The sequence below is a fragment of the Nocardioides sp. GCM10023255 genome, from assembly GCF_042653125.1.
GTDB lineage: Bacteria > Actinomycetota > Actinomycetes > Propionibacteriales > Nocardioidaceae > Nocardioides.
Window position 1 is genome coordinate 1 of sequence record NZ_JBHSHU010000014.1, and the last position, 20,985, is coordinate 20,985.

Annotated in this window: 17 protein-coding genes; 11 read left to right on the forward strand and 6 right to left on the reverse strand. The window is 71.8% G+C overall.

The features are described from left to right. Positions 1-407: 407 nt before the first annotated feature. Positions 408-1,679, reverse strand: coding sequence for a tyrosine--tRNA ligase (gene tyrS / locus ACFO9I_RS22650; RefSeq protein ID WP_379185097.1), 1,272 nt, complete (start codon positions 1,677-1,679; stop codon positions 408-410). A 121-nt stretch (positions 1,680-1,800) separates the two neighbouring features. On the opposite strand from tyrS, the gene ACFO9I_RS22655 reads away from it, so the two are divergent. The 3 genes from ACFO9I_RS22655 to ACFO9I_RS22665 all read left to right on the forward strand — a co-directional run bounded on the left by ACFO9I_RS22655 (position 1,801) and on the right by ACFO9I_RS22665 (position 6,898). After that, positions 1,801-3,288 carry a serine/threonine-protein kinase gene (locus tag ACFO9I_RS22655; RefSeq protein WP_379185099.1) on the forward strand — a complete coding sequence of 496 codons (1,488 nt, stop codon included), beginning with the start codon at positions 1,801-1,803 and terminating at the stop codon, positions 3,286-3,288. 98 nt (positions 3,289-3,386) lie between these two features. After that, positions 3,387-6,611, forward strand: a complete 3,225-nt coding sequence (locus ACFO9I_RS22660) for a response regulator (RefSeq protein ID WP_379185101.1) — start codon at positions 3,387-3,389, stop codon at positions 6,609-6,611. A gap of 77 nt (positions 6,612-6,688) precedes the next feature. Further along, positions 6,689-6,898 (forward strand): hypothetical protein, encoded by a 210-nt coding sequence (locus ACFO9I_RS22665; protein ID WP_379185103.1) that lies wholly within the window; start codon positions 6,689-6,691, stop codon positions 6,896-6,898. A 34-nt stretch (positions 6,899-6,932) separates the two neighbouring features. Here the strand turns inward: ACFO9I_RS22665 and ACFO9I_RS22670 are convergent, their stop codons facing one another. Further along, positions 6,933-7,151 (reverse strand): DUF3099 domain-containing protein, encoded by a 219-nt coding sequence (locus ACFO9I_RS22670; RefSeq protein WP_379185105.1) that lies wholly within the window; start codon positions 7,149-7,151, stop codon positions 6,933-6,935. Positions 7,152-7,243: 92 nt separating this feature from the next. Here ACFO9I_RS22670 and ACFO9I_RS22675 point away from each other — a divergent pair, with 92 nt between their 5' ends. Then, complete coding sequence (locus ACFO9I_RS22675) at positions 7,244-8,215, forward strand: aldo/keto reductase (RefSeq protein ID WP_379185107.1); 972 nt, start codon at positions 7,244-7,246, stop codon at positions 8,213-8,215. Positions 8,216-8,219: 4 nt separating this feature from the next. Here the strand turns inward: ACFO9I_RS22675 and ACFO9I_RS22680 are convergent, their stop codons facing one another. After that, on the reverse strand, positions 8,220-8,555 hold the full coding sequence (locus ACFO9I_RS22680) for a hypothetical protein (RefSeq protein WP_379185108.1): 336 nt from the start codon (positions 8,553-8,555) through the stop codon (positions 8,220-8,222). 156 nt (positions 8,556-8,711) lie between these two features. Beyond that, entirely contained in the window at positions 8,712-9,659 is a 948-nt protein-coding gene (locus ACFO9I_RS22685) for a cation:proton antiporter (protein WP_379185110.1), read from the reverse strand. A 393-nt stretch (positions 9,660-10,052) separates the two neighbouring features. Here ACFO9I_RS22685 and ACFO9I_RS22690 point away from each other — a divergent pair, with 393 nt between their 5' ends. After that, positions 10,053-12,404 carry a sulfatase-like hydrolase/transferase gene (locus ACFO9I_RS22690; RefSeq protein WP_379185112.1) on the forward strand — a complete coding sequence of 784 codons (2,352 nt, stop codon included), beginning with the start codon at positions 10,053-10,055 and terminating at the stop codon, positions 12,402-12,404. 4 nt (positions 12,405-12,408) lie between these two features. Here the strand turns inward: ACFO9I_RS22690 and ACFO9I_RS22695 are convergent, their stop codons facing one another. Next, positions 12,409-12,726, reverse strand: a complete 318-nt coding sequence (locus ACFO9I_RS22695; protein WP_379185114.1) for a hypothetical protein — start codon at positions 12,724-12,726, stop codon at positions 12,409-12,411. A 154-nt stretch (positions 12,727-12,880) separates the two neighbouring features. Between ACFO9I_RS22695 and ACFO9I_RS22700 the strand changes: the two genes are divergently transcribed. Together ACFO9I_RS22700 and ACFO9I_RS22705 are read left to right on the forward strand one after the other, a co-directional pair. Then, positions 12,881-13,363 carry a DUF6325 family protein gene (locus ACFO9I_RS22700; RefSeq protein ID WP_379185116.1) on the forward strand — a complete coding sequence of 161 codons (483 nt, stop codon included), beginning with the start codon at positions 12,881-12,883 and terminating at the stop codon, positions 13,361-13,363. A 165-nt stretch (positions 13,364-13,528) separates the two neighbouring features. Continuing rightward, entirely contained in the window at positions 13,529-14,830 is a 1,302-nt protein-coding gene (locus tag ACFO9I_RS22705; RefSeq protein ID WP_379185118.1) for an anaerobic sulfatase maturase, read from the forward strand. Here ACFO9I_RS22705 and ACFO9I_RS22710 read toward each other — a convergent pair. Continuing rightward, positions 14,743-16,071: an MFS transporter gene (locus tag ACFO9I_RS22710; protein WP_379185120.1), complete on the reverse strand. Its 1,329-nt coding sequence runs from the start codon at positions 16,069-16,071 to the stop codon at positions 14,743-14,745. The two genes, ACFO9I_RS22705 and ACFO9I_RS22710, sit on opposite strands and share 88 nt — an antisense overlap. A 95-nt stretch (positions 16,072-16,166) precedes the next feature. Here ACFO9I_RS22710 and ACFO9I_RS22715 point away from each other — a divergent pair, with 95 nt between their 5' ends. The 4 genes from ACFO9I_RS22715 (at position 16,167) to ACFO9I_RS22730 (ending at position 20,945) form a co-directional block, all read left to right on the forward strand. Continuing rightward, on the forward strand, positions 16,167-17,531 hold the full coding sequence (locus tag ACFO9I_RS22715; protein ID WP_379185122.1) for an LLM class flavin-dependent oxidoreductase: 1,365 nt from the start codon (positions 16,167-16,169) through the stop codon (positions 17,529-17,531). Next, positions 17,528-18,751, forward strand: coding sequence for an acyl-CoA dehydrogenase family protein (locus ACFO9I_RS22720; RefSeq protein WP_379185124.1), 1,224 nt, complete (start codon positions 17,528-17,530; stop codon positions 18,749-18,751). Before ACFO9I_RS22715 ends, ACFO9I_RS22720 begins: the two co-directional genes overlap by 4 nt. Positions 18,752-18,855: 104 nt before the next feature. Next, positions 18,856-20,277 carry a selenium-binding protein SBP56-related protein gene (locus tag ACFO9I_RS22725; protein WP_379185126.1) on the forward strand — a complete coding sequence of 474 codons (1,422 nt, stop codon included), beginning with the start codon at positions 18,856-18,858 and terminating at the stop codon, positions 20,275-20,277. Then, a complete protein-coding gene (locus ACFO9I_RS22730; RefSeq protein WP_379185128.1) occupies positions 20,274-20,945 on the forward strand; it encodes a hypothetical protein in 672 nt (223 codons plus the stop codon). The genes ACFO9I_RS22725 and ACFO9I_RS22730 overlap by 4 nt, the downstream gene beginning before the upstream one ends. The last annotated feature ends 40 nt before the right edge of the window (positions 20,946-20,985 follow it).

A 20,985-nucleotide genomic window follows, 5' to 3' on the forward strand; every position in this document is an offset into this window, starting at 1 on the left:
GAGTTCTCAAGAATCAGACGCACACCGCGCTCCGGGCTTTTCCGGCCCCTCGCTGCGGCGACTTCGTAAACTTTAGCGGAACGTTTCCGGCCCCGCAATTCGAGGCTTTCACCCTCCGCCCTCCGCACAGCACCCGAAAACGGCTTTCCGGGAACACCCTCTTCAGGACGCACCCATCCACCCGAAAGATGTTGGTTGGAAGTGGCCACCCCGGGGCCGGCCGCCCAACCCTCAGGTCTTGCGGCCCGCCGCTCCCTGGCGACCCGGAGAACATTATGGAACGGGGCGGCGATGTTCAAATCGGTCCGGCGTGAGCCGGGCCACAATGCACATCGCCGCAGGTCAGAGGCGGTTTCAGGGGCCTCCGACCCGCGGCGGTGCGGGGTGGACGAGGTGGGTGGGTGCGCTCAGCGCACCTCGACCCCGGCGAAGTTCTTCTTCCCGCGGCGCAGCACCAGCCACGAACCCCCGATCAGGTCGTCCTTCGTCGGCACCGCGTCGGGGTCCTCGACGCGATGGTTGTTCAGGTAGGCGCCACCCTCGCCGATGGTGCGCCGTGCCTCTCCCTTGCTCCTGGCCAACCCGGCCTCGACCAGCAGGTCGACCACGCTCGGCAGCCCCTCACCGGAGTCCAGCGTGGTGGCGCCCGCCTCGCGCAGCGCCGCACCGAGGGTGTCGGGGCTGAGACCGGTCAGGTCGCCTCCCCCGAACAGCGCGGCAGACGCCTCCTTGATCCGCTCGGTCTCCTCCGCCCCGTGGACCAGCGTGGTGACGTGCTCGGCGAGCGCCTTCTGCCCGGCTCGCAGGAACGGCTTCTCGGCGTGCCGAGCCTCCAGCCCCTCGATCTCGGGTCGGGACAGGAACGTGAACGCGCGCAGGAGCTCGCCGACCTTCTCGTCCTCGACGTTGAGCCAGAACTGGTAGAAGGCGTACGGCGACATCATCTGCGGGTCGAGCCAGAGCGCACCGCCCTCCGTCTTGCCGTACTTGGTGCCGTCGGCCTTGGTGATCAGCGGCGTCGCGAAGGCGTGGGCCGTGCCGCCGTCCGAGCGCCGGATCAGCTCGACACCGCCGGTGATGTTGCCCCACTGGTCGCTGCCTCCGAACTGCAGCGTCACCCCGTGGTCGCGGTAGAGGTTGAGGAAGTCCATCGACTGCAGCAGGACGTAGCTGAACTCCGTGAAGCTGATCCCGGTCTCGAGGCGGCGCTTCACGGTCTCGCGGGCCAGCATCCGGTTGACCGGGAAGTGCTTGCCGACGTCACGCAGGAAGTCGATGGTCGACAGCGACGCGGTCCAGTCGTAGTTGTTGACCATCGTGGCGGCGTTCGGGCCCTCGAAGGAGAGGAACGGCTCGATCTGGCGGCGTACCCGCTCCACCCAGTCCTTCACCGTGTCGAGGGAGTTCAGGGTCCGCTCCCCCGAGTCGCGCGGGTCGCCGATCATGCCGGTGGCCCCGCCGACCAGGGCGTACGGCGTGTGGCCGGCCAGCTGCAGCCGGCGAGCGGTCAGGATCTGGAGCAGGTTGCCCATGTGCAGGCTCGGCGCGGTCGGGTCGAAGCCCACGTAGAACCGCACGCTCCCGCTGGCGAACGCCTCCCGGAGGGCGTCGAGATCCGTGGAGTGGGCGATCAGGCCGCGCCACTGCAGGTCGTCGAGGAGTGAGGGGTCGAGGGACACGCTGGGGCCTTCCACGATGCGGGGTTGTCGGGTCAAGCCTGCCCCATCGCCCGCGTCGACGCCCACCCGGTTTGGTCGGGGACCCGTCGCCACTGGCGCCGTCGCTAGTGTGGGCGGCGGTATGGGAGCACATCCGAGGGTCATCGCAGGCAGGTACACGCTCGACCGAGAGGTCGGCCGTGGCGGCATGGGCGCAGTGTGGCTCGGCCGCGACGAGGTGCTCGGCCGGGCCGTGGCGCTGAAGCGGATCGGCATGGTCGCCGGTGCCGGCACCGCCGACCTGGCCCGGGCCGAGCGTGAGGCACGGCTGGCGGCCCGGCTCAACCACCCCCACGTGGTGGCCGTCTTCGACCTCGTCCAGGAGGACGAGCGCAACTGGCTGGTGATGGAGTACGTCGAGAACGTCACCCTGGCGCAGCTGGTCAAGCAGGACGGCCCGCTCACCCCCGACGCGGCCGCGCCGCTCCTGGGTCAGGCCGCGGACGCGCTCGCGGCCGCGCACGCCGCGGGCATCGTGCACCGCGACGTCAAGCCCTCCAACATCCTGGTGACCCGCAACGGGCAGGTGAAGCTCTCCGACTTCGGCATCGCCCGTGCCGAGGCCGACGCCAGCCTGACCCAGACCGGGCTGGTCACCGGCTCCCCCGCCTACCTCGCCCCGGAGGTGGCGGCCGGGCAGCCCGCGACGGACGCCAGCGACGTCTGGTCGCTGGGTGCCACCCTCTTCCACGCCCTGGCCGGCCACCCGCCGTACGACGTCAGCGAGAACCTGATGGGCGCGCTCTACCGGATCGTCCACGAGGAGCCGCCGCGCCTTCCCGGCGCCGGGTGGCTCGCCCCCCTGCTCGAGGCGACCATGACGCGCGAGCCCGCCGACCGCTGGTCGATGGCGACGGTGCGCGACTTCCTCCGCTCCGGCCCCCGGGACACCGCCGACCGGACCACGGTGTCGCCGGTCGCTGCCCCGGTCCCGTCGGGCGGCGACCCCACCCGGACCCAGGTGCTGTCCCGCGCGGTCCCTCCCGTACCACCGGACGACCGCGGGCCGGCGACGCAGAAGCCGGCCGCCCCCGACCCGCTCCCGACCCCCGCGGAGCCGACCGGACCGGGTCACCGGCGCCGGGTCGTCCCGGCCCTGGTGGTCCTGGCCGTGCTGGTCGCGGCGGGGATCGCCGTGTGGGCAGCGCTCTCCGGCGGCGACGATCCCGAGGCGCGCACGGGCAACGGGTCGTCCCCCTCCGGCTCGGCCTCACGATCGGCCTCGAGCCCGTCCTCCCCGAAGCCCTCCAAGACCTCGGGACCCACGTCGGCCGGCATGCAGGGCTTCATCGAGGACTACCTGTCGACCGTGACCAGTGACCCCGAGAGCGCCTACGCGATGCTCACGCCGGGCTTCCAGGACGCCAGCGGCGGGCTGTCCGGCTACCGCGGCTTCTGGGACACCATCCGCTCCGCCGAGGTGGTGTCGTTCTCGACGTCGAACCCCGACGACCTGACGGTCGGCTACACCGTCGACTACACGCGCAAGGACGGCAGCACGGCGCGCGACGACGTCAGCCTGCAGCTGGTCTACGAGAACGGGAACTACCTGATCGCGGGCGAAGCCTGACCGCCGGTCCCGGTCCGCTCCCGAAGGAGCGTCCGGGCGCGGCGATTGGCACCCCCGGCAGGGGTGACTCCCCCTATCGTTGGGCCCGGGAGGACTCCATGGATCTGGCCACGATGTATCGGGACGTCGTCGAGACGTCACCCGACGGCATCTGGGTCTTCGACCTCGAGGGTCGCACGCTCTACGCCAACCGAGCGCTCGCGACGATGTTCGGCGCCGACGTCACCGAGCTGATGGACCTGACCGTCTTCGACTCCCTCGACGAGCAGGGCCGCGGCCAGTTCGCCACGCACCTCGAGCACCTGCGTCGCGGCGAGCTCAACCCCGGCGACGTGGAGTGCAAGTTCGTGCGCCGGGACGGCTCGGCGCTGTGGGTGCTGGTGCGGGAGAGCGCGTTGCGCGGGCCGGACGGCGAGATCGTCGGGATCATGCACCGCCTGGCCGACTTCTCCGACCGCCGCTCGACCGTCGAGAGCCTGACCAACAGCCGGCGTCGCCTGGCCGAGGCCCAGCGGATCGCGAGGATCGGCAGCTGGGAGTGGGACGTCGTGCGTGACGAGATCTCCGGCTCCGAGGGCCTCTACGAGCTCTACGGCCTCGATCCCGACGACTTCCCCGCCACGTACGCCGACTTCCTCGAGATCGTGCATCCCGACGATCGGCACCTCGTCGACGAGGCCGTCGGCTCCGCCCTGCGCGGCGCGGACGACTTCGTGTTCGTGGCCCGCGTCCTCGGGGCGGACGACGAGTGGGTGTGGACCCGCGGCCGCGGCGAGTCCCACCGCGACGCCGAGGGACGGGTGGTCCGGATGACCGGGACCCACCAGGACATCACCGAGACCAAGCTGGCCACGATGGCCCTCGAGGACTCGGTCACCCAGAACGCCCTCATGCAGGCGGTGGCGACCGCCGCCAACGAGGCCCACACGCTCGAGGAGGTCCTCAGCCAGGCGCAGTCGCTGGTGCTGCTGCACGACGACTGGGAGCGGGCCCGCGCGTTCGTGCCCGCCGCGGACGGGCACGGCGTCGTACCCCTCTACATCTACGACGAGGACCGGGAGGCCGACGCCGCGCAGCCCGAGCGGCCGCGCAAGGAGCTCGACCTCGCCAACCTCGCCTTCCGCGAACGCGGGTCGGTGTGGGACGACGAGCGGCTGACCATCGCCTTCTGCATCTCGTTCGCCGACGAGGTCTGCGCGGTCATCACCATCACCTCCGCTCCCCCGCTCTACCGGCACGACATGATCACCTCGATGGTCGAGCAGGTGGCCGTCCAGCTCGGCCGGGTCGCCGAGCGCGAGCGGGCCGAGCGCGCCCTGGCCAGCGCCCGCGACGCGGCCATGGAAGCGTCCCGCCAGAAGTCGGAGTTCCTCGCGACCATGAGCCACGAGATCCGGACGCCGCTCAACGGCGTGATCGGTCTCAACGACCTGCTGCTGCGCACCCGGCTCGACCCCGAGCAGACCCGCCTGGCCTCAGGGGTGCAGGTCGCCAGCCGCGCGCTCCTCGGCGTGATCAACGACGTCCTGGACTTCTCCAAGATCGAGGCCGGCAAGCTCCAGCTCGAGCGCCTGGACTTCGAGGTGCGCCCGGTCTTCGACCAGGTGGCCAGCCTGCTGTCGGAGTCGGCGCGCCGCAAGGGGCTGGACCTGCTGGTGTCCTGCAACCCCGACGTGCCCGAGGTGCTCTGCGGGGATCCCACCCGGCTCGCGCAGGTCCTGACCAACCTCGGCTCGAACGCCGTGAAGTTCACCGAACGCGGCGAGGTGCACGTCCGCGCGACCGCCGAGTCGACGGCGGACGGCGGCACCCTCCTGCGCGTGGAGGTCTCCGACACCGGCGTCGGGATCCGCGAGAGCGACGTCGGCGGCCTCTTCGACCCGTTCACGCAGGCCGACGCCTCGACCACGCGGGTCTACGGCGGCACCGGGCTCGGCCTCGCCATCTCGCGGGAGATCGTCGAGGCGCTCGGCGGCGAGATCGGGTTGCTGCCCAACCCCCGGGGCGGCAGCGTCTTCTGGTTCACCGCCCGCTTCGCCGCGCCGTCCGGGTCGCGTCTGGAGCTCGAGGACGAGTACGCCCGCGAGCGGCTGGGCGGACGACGGGTCCTCGTCGTCGACGACAACGAGCACAACCGGCTGATCCTCGGCGAGCAGCTGAGCTGGTGGCAGGTCCGCTCCACCGGCGTGGCCGACGCCGACGCCGCGCTGGCCGCGCTGGCCGACGCGGCAGCCGAGGGCGACCCGTACGTCGGCCTCCTGCTCGACATGGTGATGCCGCGCGAGGACGGGCTGGAGCTCGCCGAGCGGGTGCGTCGCGACCCCGCGCACGACGACCTGGTGATCCTCATGCTCACCTCGCGCGAGGTCCTGGACGCCGCCCGCGTCCGCGACGCACGCATCGCCGACCTGCTCTTCAAGCCCGTGCTGGCCGGGACCCTGCGCGAGACCCTGCTGCAGCACCTCGCAGGCGTCCCGCCGCGTCCGGTCGGCGGCGCCACGGCGGCCCCGTCGGTCCGCACCCGTCGACGCGTGCTCGTCGTGGAGGACAACCCCGTCAACCAGATGGTGGCCGTGGGCATGCTCGAGGCCATCGGCTACGCGGCCGTCACCGCCGACGACGGCCGCTCTGCGATCGACGCCCTCGCCGGCGACACCTACGACGCGGTGCTGATGGACGTGCAGATGCCGCGCATGGACGGTTATGCGGCCACCCGCGAGATCCGGGCGCACGAGACGATGGGCCACATCCCCGTCATCGCGATGACCGCTGCCGCGGTCGAGGGCGAGCGGGACCGGTGCCTGGCGGCAGGCATGGACGACTTCCTGACCAAGCCGGTCGACCCGGGCGCCCTGCGCACCGTGCTGGGTCGGTGGCTGGCCGATGACCACAGCAGCGAGGAGCACCACCCCATGCCCGAGACGCCCCACCCCGCCTCCGCGATCGACGGCCTCGACCTGGCGCGCCTCGACGAGCTGCGCGACCTCGACCCCGGCGACACGACCTACCTCGACCGGGCCATCGGCAACTTCGTCGCCAACACCCCCACCACGATGGCCACGATCCGCGGGGCCTGCGAGGCCGGCGACGTCGAGACGCTCCGGCAGGTGGCGCACAAGCTGGCCGGTGGCGCGCTGAACCTCGGGGTCACGCCCGCGGGACGGATCGCGCAGCAGATCGAGCTCGCGGTCGAGTCGGGCTCCGTCGCCGGCGCCGCGGAGCTCGTCGACGAGCTCGAGGAGGCGCTCGCCCTCGGGAGGTCGGCCGTGCTGGCCTACCAGGCGTCGTACTCGACCGCCACGGCTCCCGCACCGCAGGCCTGACGCCGGCCCGGGATTGGGCCGCCCCGATCCGGGGTAGGAACGGTCCGACACGGGGCCACTGCGGACAAGGAGAGTCCATGAAGAGCTTGATCGGCATCATCGTCGTGGTGTGGCTGGTGATCGGCGCGCTCGCGGCCTTCCAGCGCGGATACTTCGGCGACGACCGGGACGTCAGCTGCAAGACCGCGGGTGACACCACGCTGACGGTCGTGGCCGGGCCGCTGAACTACATGGGCACCAACCCGAAGGTGAACTGCGACGTGGAGGTGCCCCAGCCCTCCGAGTGACCAGCCCTCCGAGACCAGGTCCCGGCGAGCCCGCTCAGTCCCGTCGATCGTCGGGACCGGGCGGGCTCTGGTCGTCCAGGGCGCCGAGGTTGCCGACGAAGACCGCGATCGGTGGCAGGACGGCGGCGACCACGCTCATCACCACGGCCGCCGTGGTCGACCAGAGCCGGACGATGTTCCACGCCAGCAGGATGAGGACGAGGCAGGTCCCCATCAGCGCGAAGTAGGCCCGTCGGCGGCTGGCTCGTTGCACGACCTCGACCGTACGTCGCTGCCGGGTCGCCGCCTCACCGCCCGGGTGCAACGATCGGGAACGGCCCGTCCCCCGACACCAGGAGGCTCCCCATGCGCTACCGCAAGCTCGGCAACACCGGTCTCGACGTCTCGGCGGTCACGCTGGGGTGCATGAGCTGGGGCGACCCCGCACGTGGCGGGCACCGCTGGGTCCTCGACGAGGACGCCGGGCGCAGCATCATCAAGGACGCGCTCGAGGCCGGCATCAACTTCTTCGACACCGCGAACGTCTACTCCGGCGGCAGCAGCGAGGAGATCACCGGCCGGGCGCTGCGCGACCTCGCTTCCCGCGAGGACGTCGTCCTGGCCACCAAGGTGCACGGCCGGATGCGCCCGGGGCCCAACGGCGCGGGCCTCTCGCGGAAGGCGATCATGCACGAGATCGACGCCAGCCTGCGCCGGCTCGGCACCGACCACGTCGATCTCTACCAGATCCACCGCTGGGACTCCGGGACCCCGATCGAGGAGACGATGGAGGCGTTGCACGACGTGGTCCGCGCGGGCAAGGCCCGCTACCTCGGAGCCTCCTCGATGTATGCCTGGCAGTTCGCCAAGGCCCAGCACGTGGCCGAGCTGAACGGCTGGACGAAGTTCGTCTCCATGCAGAACCACTACAACCTGATCTACCGCGAGGAGGAGCGGGAGATGCTGCCGCTGTGCGCGGACCAGGGCGTCGGCGTGATCCCGTGGAGCCCGCTGGCCCGGGGGCGGCTGGCCCGTGACTGGGACGCGAGCACCGCGCGGGCGGAGACCGACGAGTTCGGGGCCTCTCTCTACCGCGACGAGGACCGGGTGGTGGTCGACAAGGTCGGCGAGGTCGCGGCGCGACGCGGAGTGCCGCGGGCCCAGGTCGCGCTGGCCTGGCTGCTCGCCCAGCCGGTCGTGACCTCACCCATCGTCGGCGTCACCAAGCCCCACCACCTCAACGACGCGGTCGCGGCCGTGGAGCTCAGCCTGACCGACGACGAGCTCGAGGAGCTGACCGCGGGCTACCAGCCGCACGCGGTCGCCGGCCACCGCTGACGGCTCAGGCCGTCGCCGCGAGCCCCGGACGCCTGCGGGAGGTGCCCCGGTCGTCCCGCTCGCGCAGGGCGGAGACGGCGATCCGGCGGGCCTCGTCGACGAGGCGGGAGCCGCTCGCCCCGTCGAGCCTGGCCAGGTGCACCGCGCGTGCGAAGCAGCGCATCACCGAGCCGGCGGGGACCTCGTCGAACTCCTGGGAGAGGTCGAAGGCGGTCTCCAGCAGCTGCCGGTGCAGGTCCAGCACACCCAGCGCGTCGGCCTGCTCGGCGGTCCGCCGGACGCCGGCAGCGCCGCGGCGACGGACGGGTGCGACTGGCTCGGACCTGTTCTGGATGCTCATCGGGCCTCCCCTTCGTCAGGAATGGTGACCCGCCCCGACCTGCGGAAACAGGGACCAAGGTCCCGTCGGACGACCCGCACGGGCCACTCGGGGACGGACCGTTCGGGGTAGACGCGTTCGCCGGCGCCGTGGTCCGCTGCCCGGCGCGGGCCGGTTTCACCCTCGTGGACGGGCACCGGCAGACGTGGCGGCCCGGCCGTACCTGGCGGCCAGCGGACCCGCGCTGAGGCCGTGCGCGACCACGCTGAGGAGCACCGTCACGCCGATGACGGAGACCACCTCGTCGGCCTCCGCACCCAGCTCCTCGAGGGCGAGCAGCGCGAAGACCAAGGAGGCGAGCCCGCGCGGGCCGAACCACCCGACGAACAGGACGGTGTCGCGCCCCAGCCCCGCACCGGTCGAGGCGAGCGCCACGGGGACCATCCGCACCACGGTGAGGCTGAGCACGGCGTACACGACCGTGGTGACGTCGATGCTGTCGCGGATGATGGGTGCGGCCACCGCACCGAAGGCCAGCCACACGAGCAGCGAGAGCAGGCCACCGGCCTGCTCGAGGAAGACCAGCTCGGCAGGCCCGCGACGACCCGCCACGGCGCCGAACGCCAGCCCCCCGCAGAAGGCCGCGACGAACCCGTTGCCGTCGACCACGACGGCGGCTGCGTAGGCGACCACCGCCAGGGCCAGGACGGAGATGCCGGCGAAGTCCTCGGCGACCCAGCCACGCCCGCGAGCCCGGCGCAGCAGCCAGCCACCGGCCCCACCGACCCCAGCACCCACGAGCGCACCGAGGGCCAGCTCCAGCACCGCGCCGCCGGTGCCCGGCACCCCGGCCACGCCCTCGGCGGAGGCGGCCCCGGCCAGCGCGAGCATGACGAGCGGGGTCACGATGCCGTCGTTGAGCCCGCTCTCCACCGTGATCAGCCGTCGGACCCGCTCCGGCACCACCGGGTTGGTGACGACGGGAACCCCCAGCGCTGCATCGGTGGGCGCCAGCGCGGTCGCGATCAGCAGCGTCAGCCAGGCGCCCGTCCCCGGGAAGAGCCAGGCGGCCAGCCCCCAGCCGGCCAGCACGGTCAGGGGCAGCCCGACCGCCAGCAACCGCACAGGGACCGACGTCGCGCCGCAGGTCCCGGACCGGGACGCGGGCGGCGTCCGAGAAGAGCACCGTCACCAGCGCGAGCTCGACCAGGGGTCCCAGTCGCTCGGGGGCGGAGGGTGCATGGACGAGGTCCAGCGAGGCGAGCAGCACCCCCACCGCCACGAAGACGATCGGCGCGGTGAGGTCCGCGCGCTGGAGACGAGCCGCCACCACGCCCCACCCGAAGACCGCCGCTGCGACGACGAGGACGGCGGTCATGTCCATGGCGCACGCTCCCGGGCCGGTCGACTGGTTCCGAGTATGTGGACGCTCGGGTCGGGCTTGCTCACCCGCGGCGGGTGATGCGACCGGCCGCCACCCGGGTTGAGGTGGGCGGAGGACCGACGAGAGGCGTAGCCATGGCACTGGACGAGTACGACCCCGGCACCGCGTTCCCCGGCGACGTGGGCCGCACCACCGACGAGTCGACCCCGGCCTGGCCGCGCCCGACACGCGCCGTGCCAGGCACGCCGAACGTCCTGATGGTGGTCCTCGACGACACCGGCTTCGGGCAGCTCGGCTGCTACGGCAGCCCGATCGAGACCCCGAACTTCGATGCGCTCGCCGGGTCGGGACTGCGCTACAACAACATGCACACGACCGCGCTGTGCTCGCCGAGCCGCTCGTGCATCCTCACCGGGCGCAACCACCACAGCAACGCGATGGCGGCCATCACCGAGCTGGCCTCCGGCTACCCCGGCTACAACGGGATCATCCCGTTCGAGAACGGCTTCCTCTCCGAGATGCTGCTCGAGCACGGCTACAGCACGTTCATGGTCGGCAAGTGGCACCTGACGCCCAGCCACCACGAGACGGCCGCCGGGCCGTACGACCGCTGGCCCCTGGCCCGCGGCTTCGAGCGCTTCTACGGCTTCCTCGGTGGAGACACCAGCCAGTGGTATCCCGACCTGGTCTACGACAACCACCAGGTCGAGCCGCCCAAGACCCCCGAGGAGGGCTACCACCTCACCGAGGACCTCGTGGACAGGTCGATCCAGTTCATCGCCGACGCCAAGCAGATCGCGCCGGACAAGCCGTTCTACCTGCACCTGTGCTTCGGGGCCACCCACGCCCCCCACCACGTCCCCCAGGAGTGGGCGGACAGGTACGCCGGGAGGTTCGACGACGGCTGGGACGCCTACCGCGAGCTGGTCTTCGCCCGGCAGAAGGACCTCGGGATCGTCCCCGCCGACGCGCAGCTCTCGCGGCACGACCCGGACGTGCCCGAGTGGGACGGCCTGCCGGAGCCGGCGCGACGCCTGTTCAGCCGCATGATGGAGGTCTTCGCCGGTTTCCTCAGCCACACCGACCACCACCTGGGCCGGCTGCTCGACTTCCTGCGCGAGCAGGGGGAGCTCGACAACACCCTCGTGATGGTGGTCTCGGACAACGGGGCCAGCGCCGAGGGCGGCCCGACCGGCACCACCAACGAGGCCCAGTTCTTCAACAACGCTCCGGAGCCGCTCGAGGACAGCCTGGCGGTGATCGACGAGATCGGCGGCCCCAACCACTTCAACCACTACCCGTGGGGATGGACCTGGGCCGGCAACACGCCGTTCCGGCGCTGGAAGCGCGAGACCTACCGCGGCGGCGCGAGCGACCCGTTCATCGTCTCCTGGCCGGCCGGGATCCGCGCCCGGGGTGAGGTCCGCACGCAGTACGCCCACATCGTCGACATGGTGCCCACCGTCCTCGACCTGCTCGGCATCGAGCCGCCGGCCACGATCCGGGGCGTCACCCAGTCGCCGATCCAAGGCGTCAGCTTCGCGCAGACGCTGGAGGACCCGGAGGCCGCCAGCAGGCACCGCACGCAGTACTTCGAGATGCTGGGCCACCGCGCCATCTACCACGACGGCTGGCGGGCCGTGTGCCCGTGGCCCGGCCCGTCCTTCGCCGAAGCGGGCATCGGGTTCGGAGAACCCATCTCCGCGGACAGGCTGACCGAGCTCGACGCCACCGGCTGGGAGCTGTACCACGTGGCCGAGGACTTCGCCGAGAACCACGACGTCGCCGCCGAGCACCGCGACCGGCTCATCGCCCTGATCGGCATGTGGTACGTCGAGGCAGGGAAGTACGACGTGCTGCCGGTCGACGGCAGCGGACTGGCCCGGATGGTGGCCGAGAAGCCCCAGGCAGCCGTCCCGCGGGACCGTTACGTCTACCGACCCGGCACCCAGTCGGTGCCGTACTTCGCGGGCCCGCGGTTGCTCAACCGGCCACACAGCATCACCGCGAACGTGGAGCTGCCGGAGGGCGGCGCCGAGGGCGTGCTCATCTGTCAGGGCACGGCGGCCGGCGGCTACTCGCTGTTCCTGCAGGACGGGCGGCTCCACTACGTGCACAACTACCTCAGCCGCAGTCTCCACAAGGTCTCGACGCCCGACCCGGTCCCCGCCGGCGAGCACGAGCTGCGCTTCGAGTTCGAGCCCACCGGCGAGCCCGACCTCGCCCACGGCCGGGGCGCCCCCGGGCGCCTGCAGCTCTACGTCGACCGACACCTCGTCGCCGAGGAGCTGGCACCGGTGACGGTCCCGTTCGTCCTCAACCCCGGAGCGCTGAGCTGCGGGCTCAACCCGGGCTCGCCGGTGACGCCGGACTACGCGTCGCCGTACCGCTTCACCGGTGTGCTGCACTCGGTCACGGTCGACGTGTCCGGCGACCTCGTCACCGACAGCGAGAGCGAGGTACGCGCGGCGATGGGCCGCCAGTAGGGCCTCAGGTGCCGCCGTCCAGGGTGCGCACCAGGAGCCGGCACACCGCGTGCAGGCGGAGCCGGGTCCAGGGGTGGGCGGCGAGGACCTCGCGGAGACCGGCGACCCGCGGGTCGCCGCGGTCCGCGAGCCCGGGGGCGTCCTCCCACGCGCCCACCAGGGCGCCCGGCACCGAGCCCAGCAACCGCGCGAGGGCCTGGCGGTCGTACGCCGCGACCACTCGGCGGGCCACGAGCTCGGGCGTGAAGCTGCGCCAGCCGTAGGGGTCCAGTGCCGCGTGGAGCGCGGCCATCGACTCGTCCCGGGGCGTGCTCGCGACCACGTCGGTGCTCCTCGCTGTCGGCCCCGTGCCGTCGGCCTACCCGCATGGTCGGGTCGCCAAACCCGCGGGCCGTGACTCATCCACTGCGTGTGAGGCGGGACCCGTGGTGGCGCAACGAGTCTGGAGCTCCGAAACGAGAGCAGGAGATGGTGGCATGACCGACCAACTGACCCCCGAGGTCACCGAGCCCCTCGACGAGCTGGGGCCGGTCGACTGGATCGTCGTGGAGTTCCCCGGCAGCAGGTTCAAGGGCGAGATCGCCCCGGCCCTCGCCGAGCTCGTCGACCGCGGGATCGTCCGGGTCCTCGACCTGCTCCTGATCCGCAAGGACGACGACGGCGGGCTGGAGTTCTTCGAGATCACCGACCTCGACGAGAGCGAGATCGGTGGTCTGCGGGCCTACGAGACGGCCGTGGCGACGCTGCTGAGCGAGGAGGACGTCGAGGCCGTCGCGGCAGCCGTCGAACCGGGGAGCACGGCCGCGCTGCTGGTCTGGGAGAACTCCTGGGCCGCGCCGTTCGCGTCGGCGGTCCGGCGGGCCGGTGGGCAGCTCGCCGCCAGCGGGCGGATCCCCGTGCAGGCACTGCTCGCCGCCGTGCAGGCGGATCTCGAGGCCACCGACGAGGAAGGAGACTGACATGCCGTTGGCAGCACGCAGGGCACGCCGTGGAGGCGTGATCGGACCGGCCCCCGTGGCCCGGACCGCAGCGACCGTGGGTACCGCCGCGGTCGTGGCGCACGGGGTCGCGCGTCGTACGGACCGCCGTGACGACCGGAGGGACGACCGCAGGGACCGGCGGCGTTGACCTCCCGGGCCCCGGCGGCGGCCTTCCACGTGATGGCCAAGCCGACCGGGGCCATCTGCAACCTGGACTGCGAGTACTGCTTCTTCCTGTCCAAGGAGCAGCTCTACCCCGGCAGCGACTTCCGGATGAGCCCGGACGTCCACGAGGTCTACGTGCGGCAGCTGCTGGAGGCCCACGAGGGGGCCGACGAGGTCGTGGTGGCCTTCCAGGGCGGCGAGCCCACGATGATGGGGCTCGAGTTCTTCATCCGCACCCTCGAGCTCGAGCGACGGCTCCGCAGGCCCGGGCAACGGATCCTCAACACGATCCAGACCAACGGCACGCTCCTCGACGACGAGTGGGGCGAGTTCCTGCACGCGCACGACTTCCTGGTCGGGATCTCCGTCGACGGCCCCCGCGAGATGCACGACGCCTTCCGCGTCGACAAGGGCGGCAAGCCCACCTTCGACCGGGTGCTGCGCGGGCTGGACGTGCTCCGGCGGCACCGGGTGGAGTGGAACGTCCTGACCACGGTCAACGCGTCCAACGGCGACCACGGGCGCGAGGTCTACACGTTCCTCCGCGACGACCTGGGCGCGACGTTCATCCAGCTCATCCCGGTCGTCGAGAACCCGGTCACCCACCGCACGGTCGGGGCCGAGCAGTACGGCCAGTTCCTCGTCGACGTCTTCGAGGAGTGGGTGCGCCACGACGTCGGGGACGTGTTCGTCCAGCAGTTCGACACCGCGCTGGCGCACTGGCTGGGCATGGACCAGGCCGGCATGTGCGTGCACGCCCGGACCTGCGGGTCGGCGCTGGTCCTCGAGCACAACGGGGACCTCTACTCCTGCGACCACTACGTCGAGGACGACCACCGCCTCGGCAACATCGCCGACGGCAGGACCCTCCTCGAGCTGGTCACGTCACCGCAGCAGGCGGCGTTCGGCAACGCCAAGCTCGACACCCTTCCGGGGCAGTGCCTGCGGTGCGACGTCCGGTTCGCCTGCAACGGGGGGTGCCCGAAGGACCGGTTCGCGGTGACGGAGGACGGAGAACCCGGGCTGCACCACCTGTGCGCCGGGTACCAGCGCTTCTTCCGGCACGTCGACGAGCCGATGCGGGTGATGGCGGGGCTGCTGCGCGCCGGCGCGGACGCGGGCGGCGTACGTGACTGGTACGCCGCCCGCGACGCCGAGCGGACCGACGGGGCCCGCGAACCGGGTTCGTCCGGTCAGGCCGACGGACGCAGCCGCTCCGCGGCGCCGTCGCGTGCGGCGAGCGCGGCCACGACCGAGAGCACCGCGAACAGGTCGAGGTAGAGGCACAGCAGCCACGGCGAGCCGTCGCCGATCTGCACGAACCACACGGCCAGCAACGGCGTGAGGCCCACCGAGACGATGCTGCCGAGCTGGTAGCCCAGCGAGACGCCGGTGTAGCGCACCTCGGTCGGGAACTGCTCGGCGAACCACGCCGCCTGGGGGCCGTAGATCGCGTCGTGCAGCAGGTTCATGCCGATCCCGACCACGAGGGGCAGCAGGATCAACGGGCCCTTGTCGAGGAACGCGAAGAACGGCCAGATGAAGATCGCCGTACCGATCGCGCTCGCGATCGCGAGCCGGCGGCGCCCGACGCGGTCGGAGACCCAGCCCCAGAACGGGGTGGTGACCAGGCTGAGCGCGGAGACGGCCAGGATCGCCGTGAGGCCCGGACCCGAGTCACCGCGGTGGTCCAGCAGGTAGGTGAGGATGTAGGTCGTCAGGATCGAGAAGAGCGCCGGCTGCACCAGGCGCAGACCGGCCGTGACGAGCACGCCGCGGCGGTGGTCACGCAGCACCGTGGCCACCGGGAGCCTCTGGGTGCGGCCCTGCTCGCGGACCTCGAGGAACTCCGGCGCGTCCTCCAGGCGCAGCCTGATGACGAGGCCGACGGCGACCAGCACCGCGCTGAGCAGGAACGGGATCCGCCAGGCGCCGTCGAGGAACGCCTCCTCCCCGGCAACCCGGCGTACGGCGTAGAACACTGCGGTCGCGAGCAGCAGCCCGCCGGCCGAGCCCATCTGGGTGAAGGCGCCGTAGAGCCCTCGGTTGCGCGGCGCCGCGTGCTCCACCGACAGCAGTGCGGACCCACCCCACTCGGCACCAGCGGCAACGCCCTGGAGCAGCCGCAGCAGCACGAGGCCGACGACCGCCGCCAGCCCGATGCTGTCGTAGCCGGGCAGCAGGCCGATGGCCGTGGAGGCGACGCCCATGAGCAGCAGCGAGGCCACGAGCAGGCGCTTGCGCCCGATCTGGTCGCCGAGGTGGCCGGCGACCACCCCGCCGATCGGGCGCGCGACGAAGCCGACGCCGTACGTCGCGAACGACGCGATCAGCCCGACCGCGGGGCTGGCGCCGGGGAAGAACTCCGGGCCGAACACCAGGGCGGCCGCGGTGGCGTAGAGGTAGAAGTCGTAGTACTCGACGGTGGTGCCGATGAACGACGCCGTCAGGACCCGCCGGTGCCGCGGCCCGGCAGGGACGGGCGTGCCGGAGCGGGGTGCGTTCAGGGTCAGGGAGGACATGGGGTCCTTTCCGAGGGAGGACGTGGATTCGCGCAAACTATACAAAGTTGGTTGGATTACGTTGGTTCAGTCGTCCACGTCCGGAAAGAGGTGCCATGTCCCGCCAGCCCCTACGCCTGGCCGCCTTCGTGATGAACACGAGCTCCCACATCCAGCACGGCCTGTGGCGCCACCCGGTGGCCCGTCAGACCGAGTTCGACGACCTCGACCTGTGGGTCGACCTCGCGAGGACGCTCGAACGGGGCCGCTTCGACGCGATGTTCTTCGCCGACGTGGTCGGGCTCTACGGGCCGGCCGACGGCGACTTCACGGTGAACGCGCGCGAGGGTCTGCAGTTCCCCAACCACGACCCGTCGGTGCTGGTCCCGGCGCTGGCCGTGAGCACCGAGCACCTCGGCTTCGCGGTCACGAGCTCCGTGCTGCAGTCGCACCCGTTCGAGTTCGCCCGCCGGATGTCGACGCTCGACGCGGTGACCCGCGGCCGGATCGGCTGGAACGTCGTGACCAGCTCCCAGGAGGGCGCCGCCCGCAACTTCGGGCACGACGGGCTCGAGCCGCACGACGAGCGCTACCGCTGGGCCGAGGAGTACCTCGAGGTCGTCTACAAGCTCTGGGAGGGCTCCTGGGACGACGACGCCCTGCTGCGGGACAAGGAGTCGGGCGTCTTCGCCGACGCCTCCCGGATCCGGCGGATCGACCACGTCGGCGAGCGCTACCGGGTGGCCGGCCCCCACCTCGCGGCACCCACGCCGCAGCGCACCCCGGTCATCTTCCAGGCCGGCTCCTCCCCCGCCGGCCGGCGCTTCGCGGCCCGGCACGCGGAGGCGCAGTTCGTGCTGTCCTCCACCCCCGAGCAGACGCAGGCGTTGGTCGCGGACACCCGCCGCCTCGCCGTCGAGGCGGGACGCCGGCCCGAGGACATCGCCTTCTTCCTCGGCCTGAGCTTCGTGGTCGGGTCGACCGAGGAGGAGGCGCGGCGCAAGGAGACGGAGATCGACGAGTACCTCTCGGCCGACGGCTTCCTGCTGCACTCCAACCTGGGCTTCGACCCCGAGAGCGGTGAGCCGCTCGACCCCGCGACGCCGCTGTCGGCGGTGCGCACCGAGGCCGGCCAGAGCCACCTCCAGTGGCTGCGCGAGATCGCCGGCGACCGTGAGCCCACCATCGCCGACCTGGCCAGGCTCTCGGCACGACTGCGTGGGCGCGTGGTCGGGACGCCGGAGCAGATCGCGGACACCCTCGCGCAGTGGCAGGACCGCGGCATCGACGGCATCAACGTCATGAACTGGACCATCCCGCAGAGCTACGAGGAGTTCGTCGACCACGTCGTGCCCGAGCTCCAGTCGCGGGGCCTGGCCCGCACCGAGTACGAGCCCGGCACCCTGCGCAGCCGGCTGAGCGGCACCCACCGACTCCCCGAGCGGCACGTCGCCGCCAGCTTCAGGAAGGTCCACGCATGAGCACCCACACCGACGGGACGCTGCTCGCCCGCTTCACCCCGCTCTTCGCCGAGATCGCGGCGGGCGCCGTACGCCGCGAACGGGAGCGGGAGCTGCCGCACGCGGAGGTCCGGGCCCTGGCCGATGCGGGCTTCGGCCGGCTGCGCCTGCCCGTCGAGCACGGCGGATGGGGCGCGTCGCTGGCCGAGCTGGTCACGCTGGTGAGCGAGCTGGCGACCGCCGACTCCAACATCGCGCACCTGTGGCGCGGCCACTTCGGCTTCACCGAGCTGGTGCTGCTCTGGCCGGACTCCCCGCGCCGGCAGGCGTGGCTCGAGCGGATCGCCCGCGGCGAGATGGTCGGCAACGCGACGAGCGAGACGACCGGCAACACCCTGGCCGACATCTCCTCCACCGTCACCGAGGTCGACGGCCGGTGGCTGTTGAACGGCACGAAGTTCTACTCGACCGGGACGCTCTACTCCGACTGGATCTACGGCGCCGCCGGCCGGGCCACCGCCGACGGCGTGGAGCGGGTCACGTTCGCGGTCCGCACCACCGCCCCGGGCATCACCTGCGTGGACGACTGGGACGGCTTCGGCCAGGCGCACACCGCGTCCGGGACCACGCACCTGGTGGACGTCGAGGTGGACCCGCGCGAGATCGCGTCCTACCGCGAGGCACCCCTGTCGCACATCCAGCCGTTCTTCCAGCTGTACCTCATGGCCGTGGTCGCGGGGATCGCCCAGGCGGTCGAGCGTGACACGGTGGCCTTCGTGCGCCCCCGCACGCGCACCTACATCCATGCGAACACCGAAGTGCCCGGCGAGGACCCGCAGGTGCTCGAGGTGATCGGCCGGGTCTCGGCGGACGCGTTCGCGGCCCGCACCCTGCTGGCAGCCGCGGCCGTGGCGCTCGAGGAGGCGGCCGCCACGAACGTGCCGGGCACCGGGATCTCCCGCCAGGTGCTCGAGTCGGCGGAGAACAACGTCTACCAGGCCCAGGTCCTGATCATCGACCTCACTCTCGCCGCCGCGACGCGGATGTTCGAGGTGGGCGGCGCCTCCGCGACGTACCGCGACCTGGCGCTCGATCGGCACTGGCGCAACGCCCGCGTCGTCGCCTCGCACAACCCGGCCATCTACAAGTACCGGATGGTCGGCGAGCGGGCGCTGCACGGGCGTGGCCCCGTCGAGTCGTGGACGGCGTACCACTCCGTCGGGCGGACCACCTTCGCCTGAACCGAGGATCTTTGGCATCAAAGTCCACTGAGTTACTTTGGTATGCGCTACGGTGAGCCACCGCCCGCAGCACCGGGTCGCGGGCCGTCCTCGAAAGGGATCCGATGACGCGCAAGACCTGGAAGGTCGACCCCACCTTCTACCCCTCCCCGTCGCTGGCGGCCGCGGGTCCGCAGGAGCGGCTCGCCTACGTGGCGACCTTCTGGCGCGGCGAGGGCGAGCCGCAGAAGGACGCGCTGGCCGTGGTCGACGTGGACGAGTCCTCGGCCGACTACGGGCGCGTGGTCGGCTGGACCGAGATGCCCAACGTCGGCGACGAGCTGCACCACCACGGGTGGAACGCCTGCAGCTCGGCGCTGTGCCCGAGCAACCCGCACCCGCACATCGAGCGGCGCTACCTGCTGCTCATGGGCCTGCGGTCGAGCCGGATCCACTTCGTCGACGTCAAGGACGACCCGCGCAACCCGAAGGTCGCGAAGGTCATCGAGCCCGAGGAGTACCAGTCCGCGTCCGGCTACAGCCGGCCGCACACCGCGCACTGCGGACCCGAGGGCATCTACGTGACCAACCTCGGTGCGGCGTTCAGCGAGGACGGCCCCGGCGGCATCGCGCTGCTCGACCACGACACGTTCGAGGTCAAGGGCCAGTGGGAGGTGGACCGGGGCGACCAGTACCTCGCCTACGACTTCTGGTGGCACATCAACAAGGACGTGCTCGTCACCAGCGAGTGGGGCACCCCGGCGATGATCGAGAAGGGGATCATCCCCGAGAAGCTGCTGGCGAACGAGTACGGCCACCGGCTCCACTTCTTCGACCTGCGCACCCGCAAGAAGTTCCAGACCATCGACCTCGGTGCCCAGCACCAGATGGCGCTCGAGCTCCGGCCGGCGCACGACCCGAGCCAGGAGTACGGCTTCGTCGGCGTCGTCATCAGCACCGAGGACCTCTCCGCCTCGGTGTGGCTGTGGTACCGCGACGGCGAGGAGTTCGCGGTCCGCAAGGTGATCACGATCCCGGCCGAGCCGTGCGAGGACACCGACCTGCTGCCGGACCTGCTCAAGGGGTTCGGGGCAGTGCCCCCGCTGGTGACCGACATCGACCTGTCGGTGGACGACCGGTTCCTCTACGTCTCCTGCTTCGGCACCGGCGAGGCCAAGCAGTACGACGTCACCGACCCGTTCAACCCGCGCGAGGTCGGCTCGATCCGGATCGGCGGCATCGCCGGCCGTACGCCGCACCCGAGCGCCCCGGACACCCCGCTCTCGGGCGCTCCGCAGATGGTGGAGATCAGCCGTGACGGCAAGCGCGCGTACTGGACCAACTCGCTCTACGGGGCGTGGGACGACCAGTTCTACCCCGACGGCGTCGGCGCGTGGATGGTCCGGGCCGACGTCGACACGGTCAACGGCGGGATCACGCTTGACGAACGGTTCTTCCCGCACGGCGACGACTTCCGTGGCAACCGGGTGCACCAGACGCACCTCGAGGGCGGCGACGCCTCCAGCGACTCCTACTGCTTCCCGTGACCGGCGTCGTCCTCGAGCACGGCGGCCACGCAGTCCTGCACCTCGACCCGGGGACCGCGCTCGCCGTCGTGCTGCTCGGGGTCTTCCACGGCGTGAACCCGGGGATGGGCTGGCTGTTCGCGGTGTCGTTCGGGCTGCAGGAGCGCCGCCGGTCCGCCGTGCTGAAGGCGCTGGTCCCGATCGGGATCGGCCACGAGGCGTCGGTCGTGGTGATGGCGGTGGCGATCGTGCTGTTCTCCTCGGCGGTGTCCCAGGCGGTCGCGGTGGCCGGGTTCGGCCTGGCCCTGATGGGCTTCGGCACCTACCTGTTCCTCAAGCGGCGTCACTTCCGGTGGGTCGGCATGCGGCTCACGCCGTTCCAGCTGGCGTGGTGGTCGTTCCTGATGTCGACCGTGACGGGAGCCGGCCTGATGCTGGCGCCGGTGCTGATCGGCGAGCACGCCGCTGGCGCCGACGAGCTGGTCAGCCAGGCCCTCGGTGGGGAGCTGGAGGTCGCGCTGGCTGCGGCGGCGCTGCACGCGGCCGCGATGGTCACCACCAGCGCGGTGGTCGCGCTCACGGTGTACGAGGTCGTGAGGCTGCGCGTGCTCACCCGGGCGTGGTTCAACCTCGACCGGGTGTGGGCGCTGGCCTTCGTCGCGGCCGGGGCGCTGGTCTGGGTGCAGTAGCCGCTGACGGCACCGACGGCGGCGTGAACCGGCCGCACGC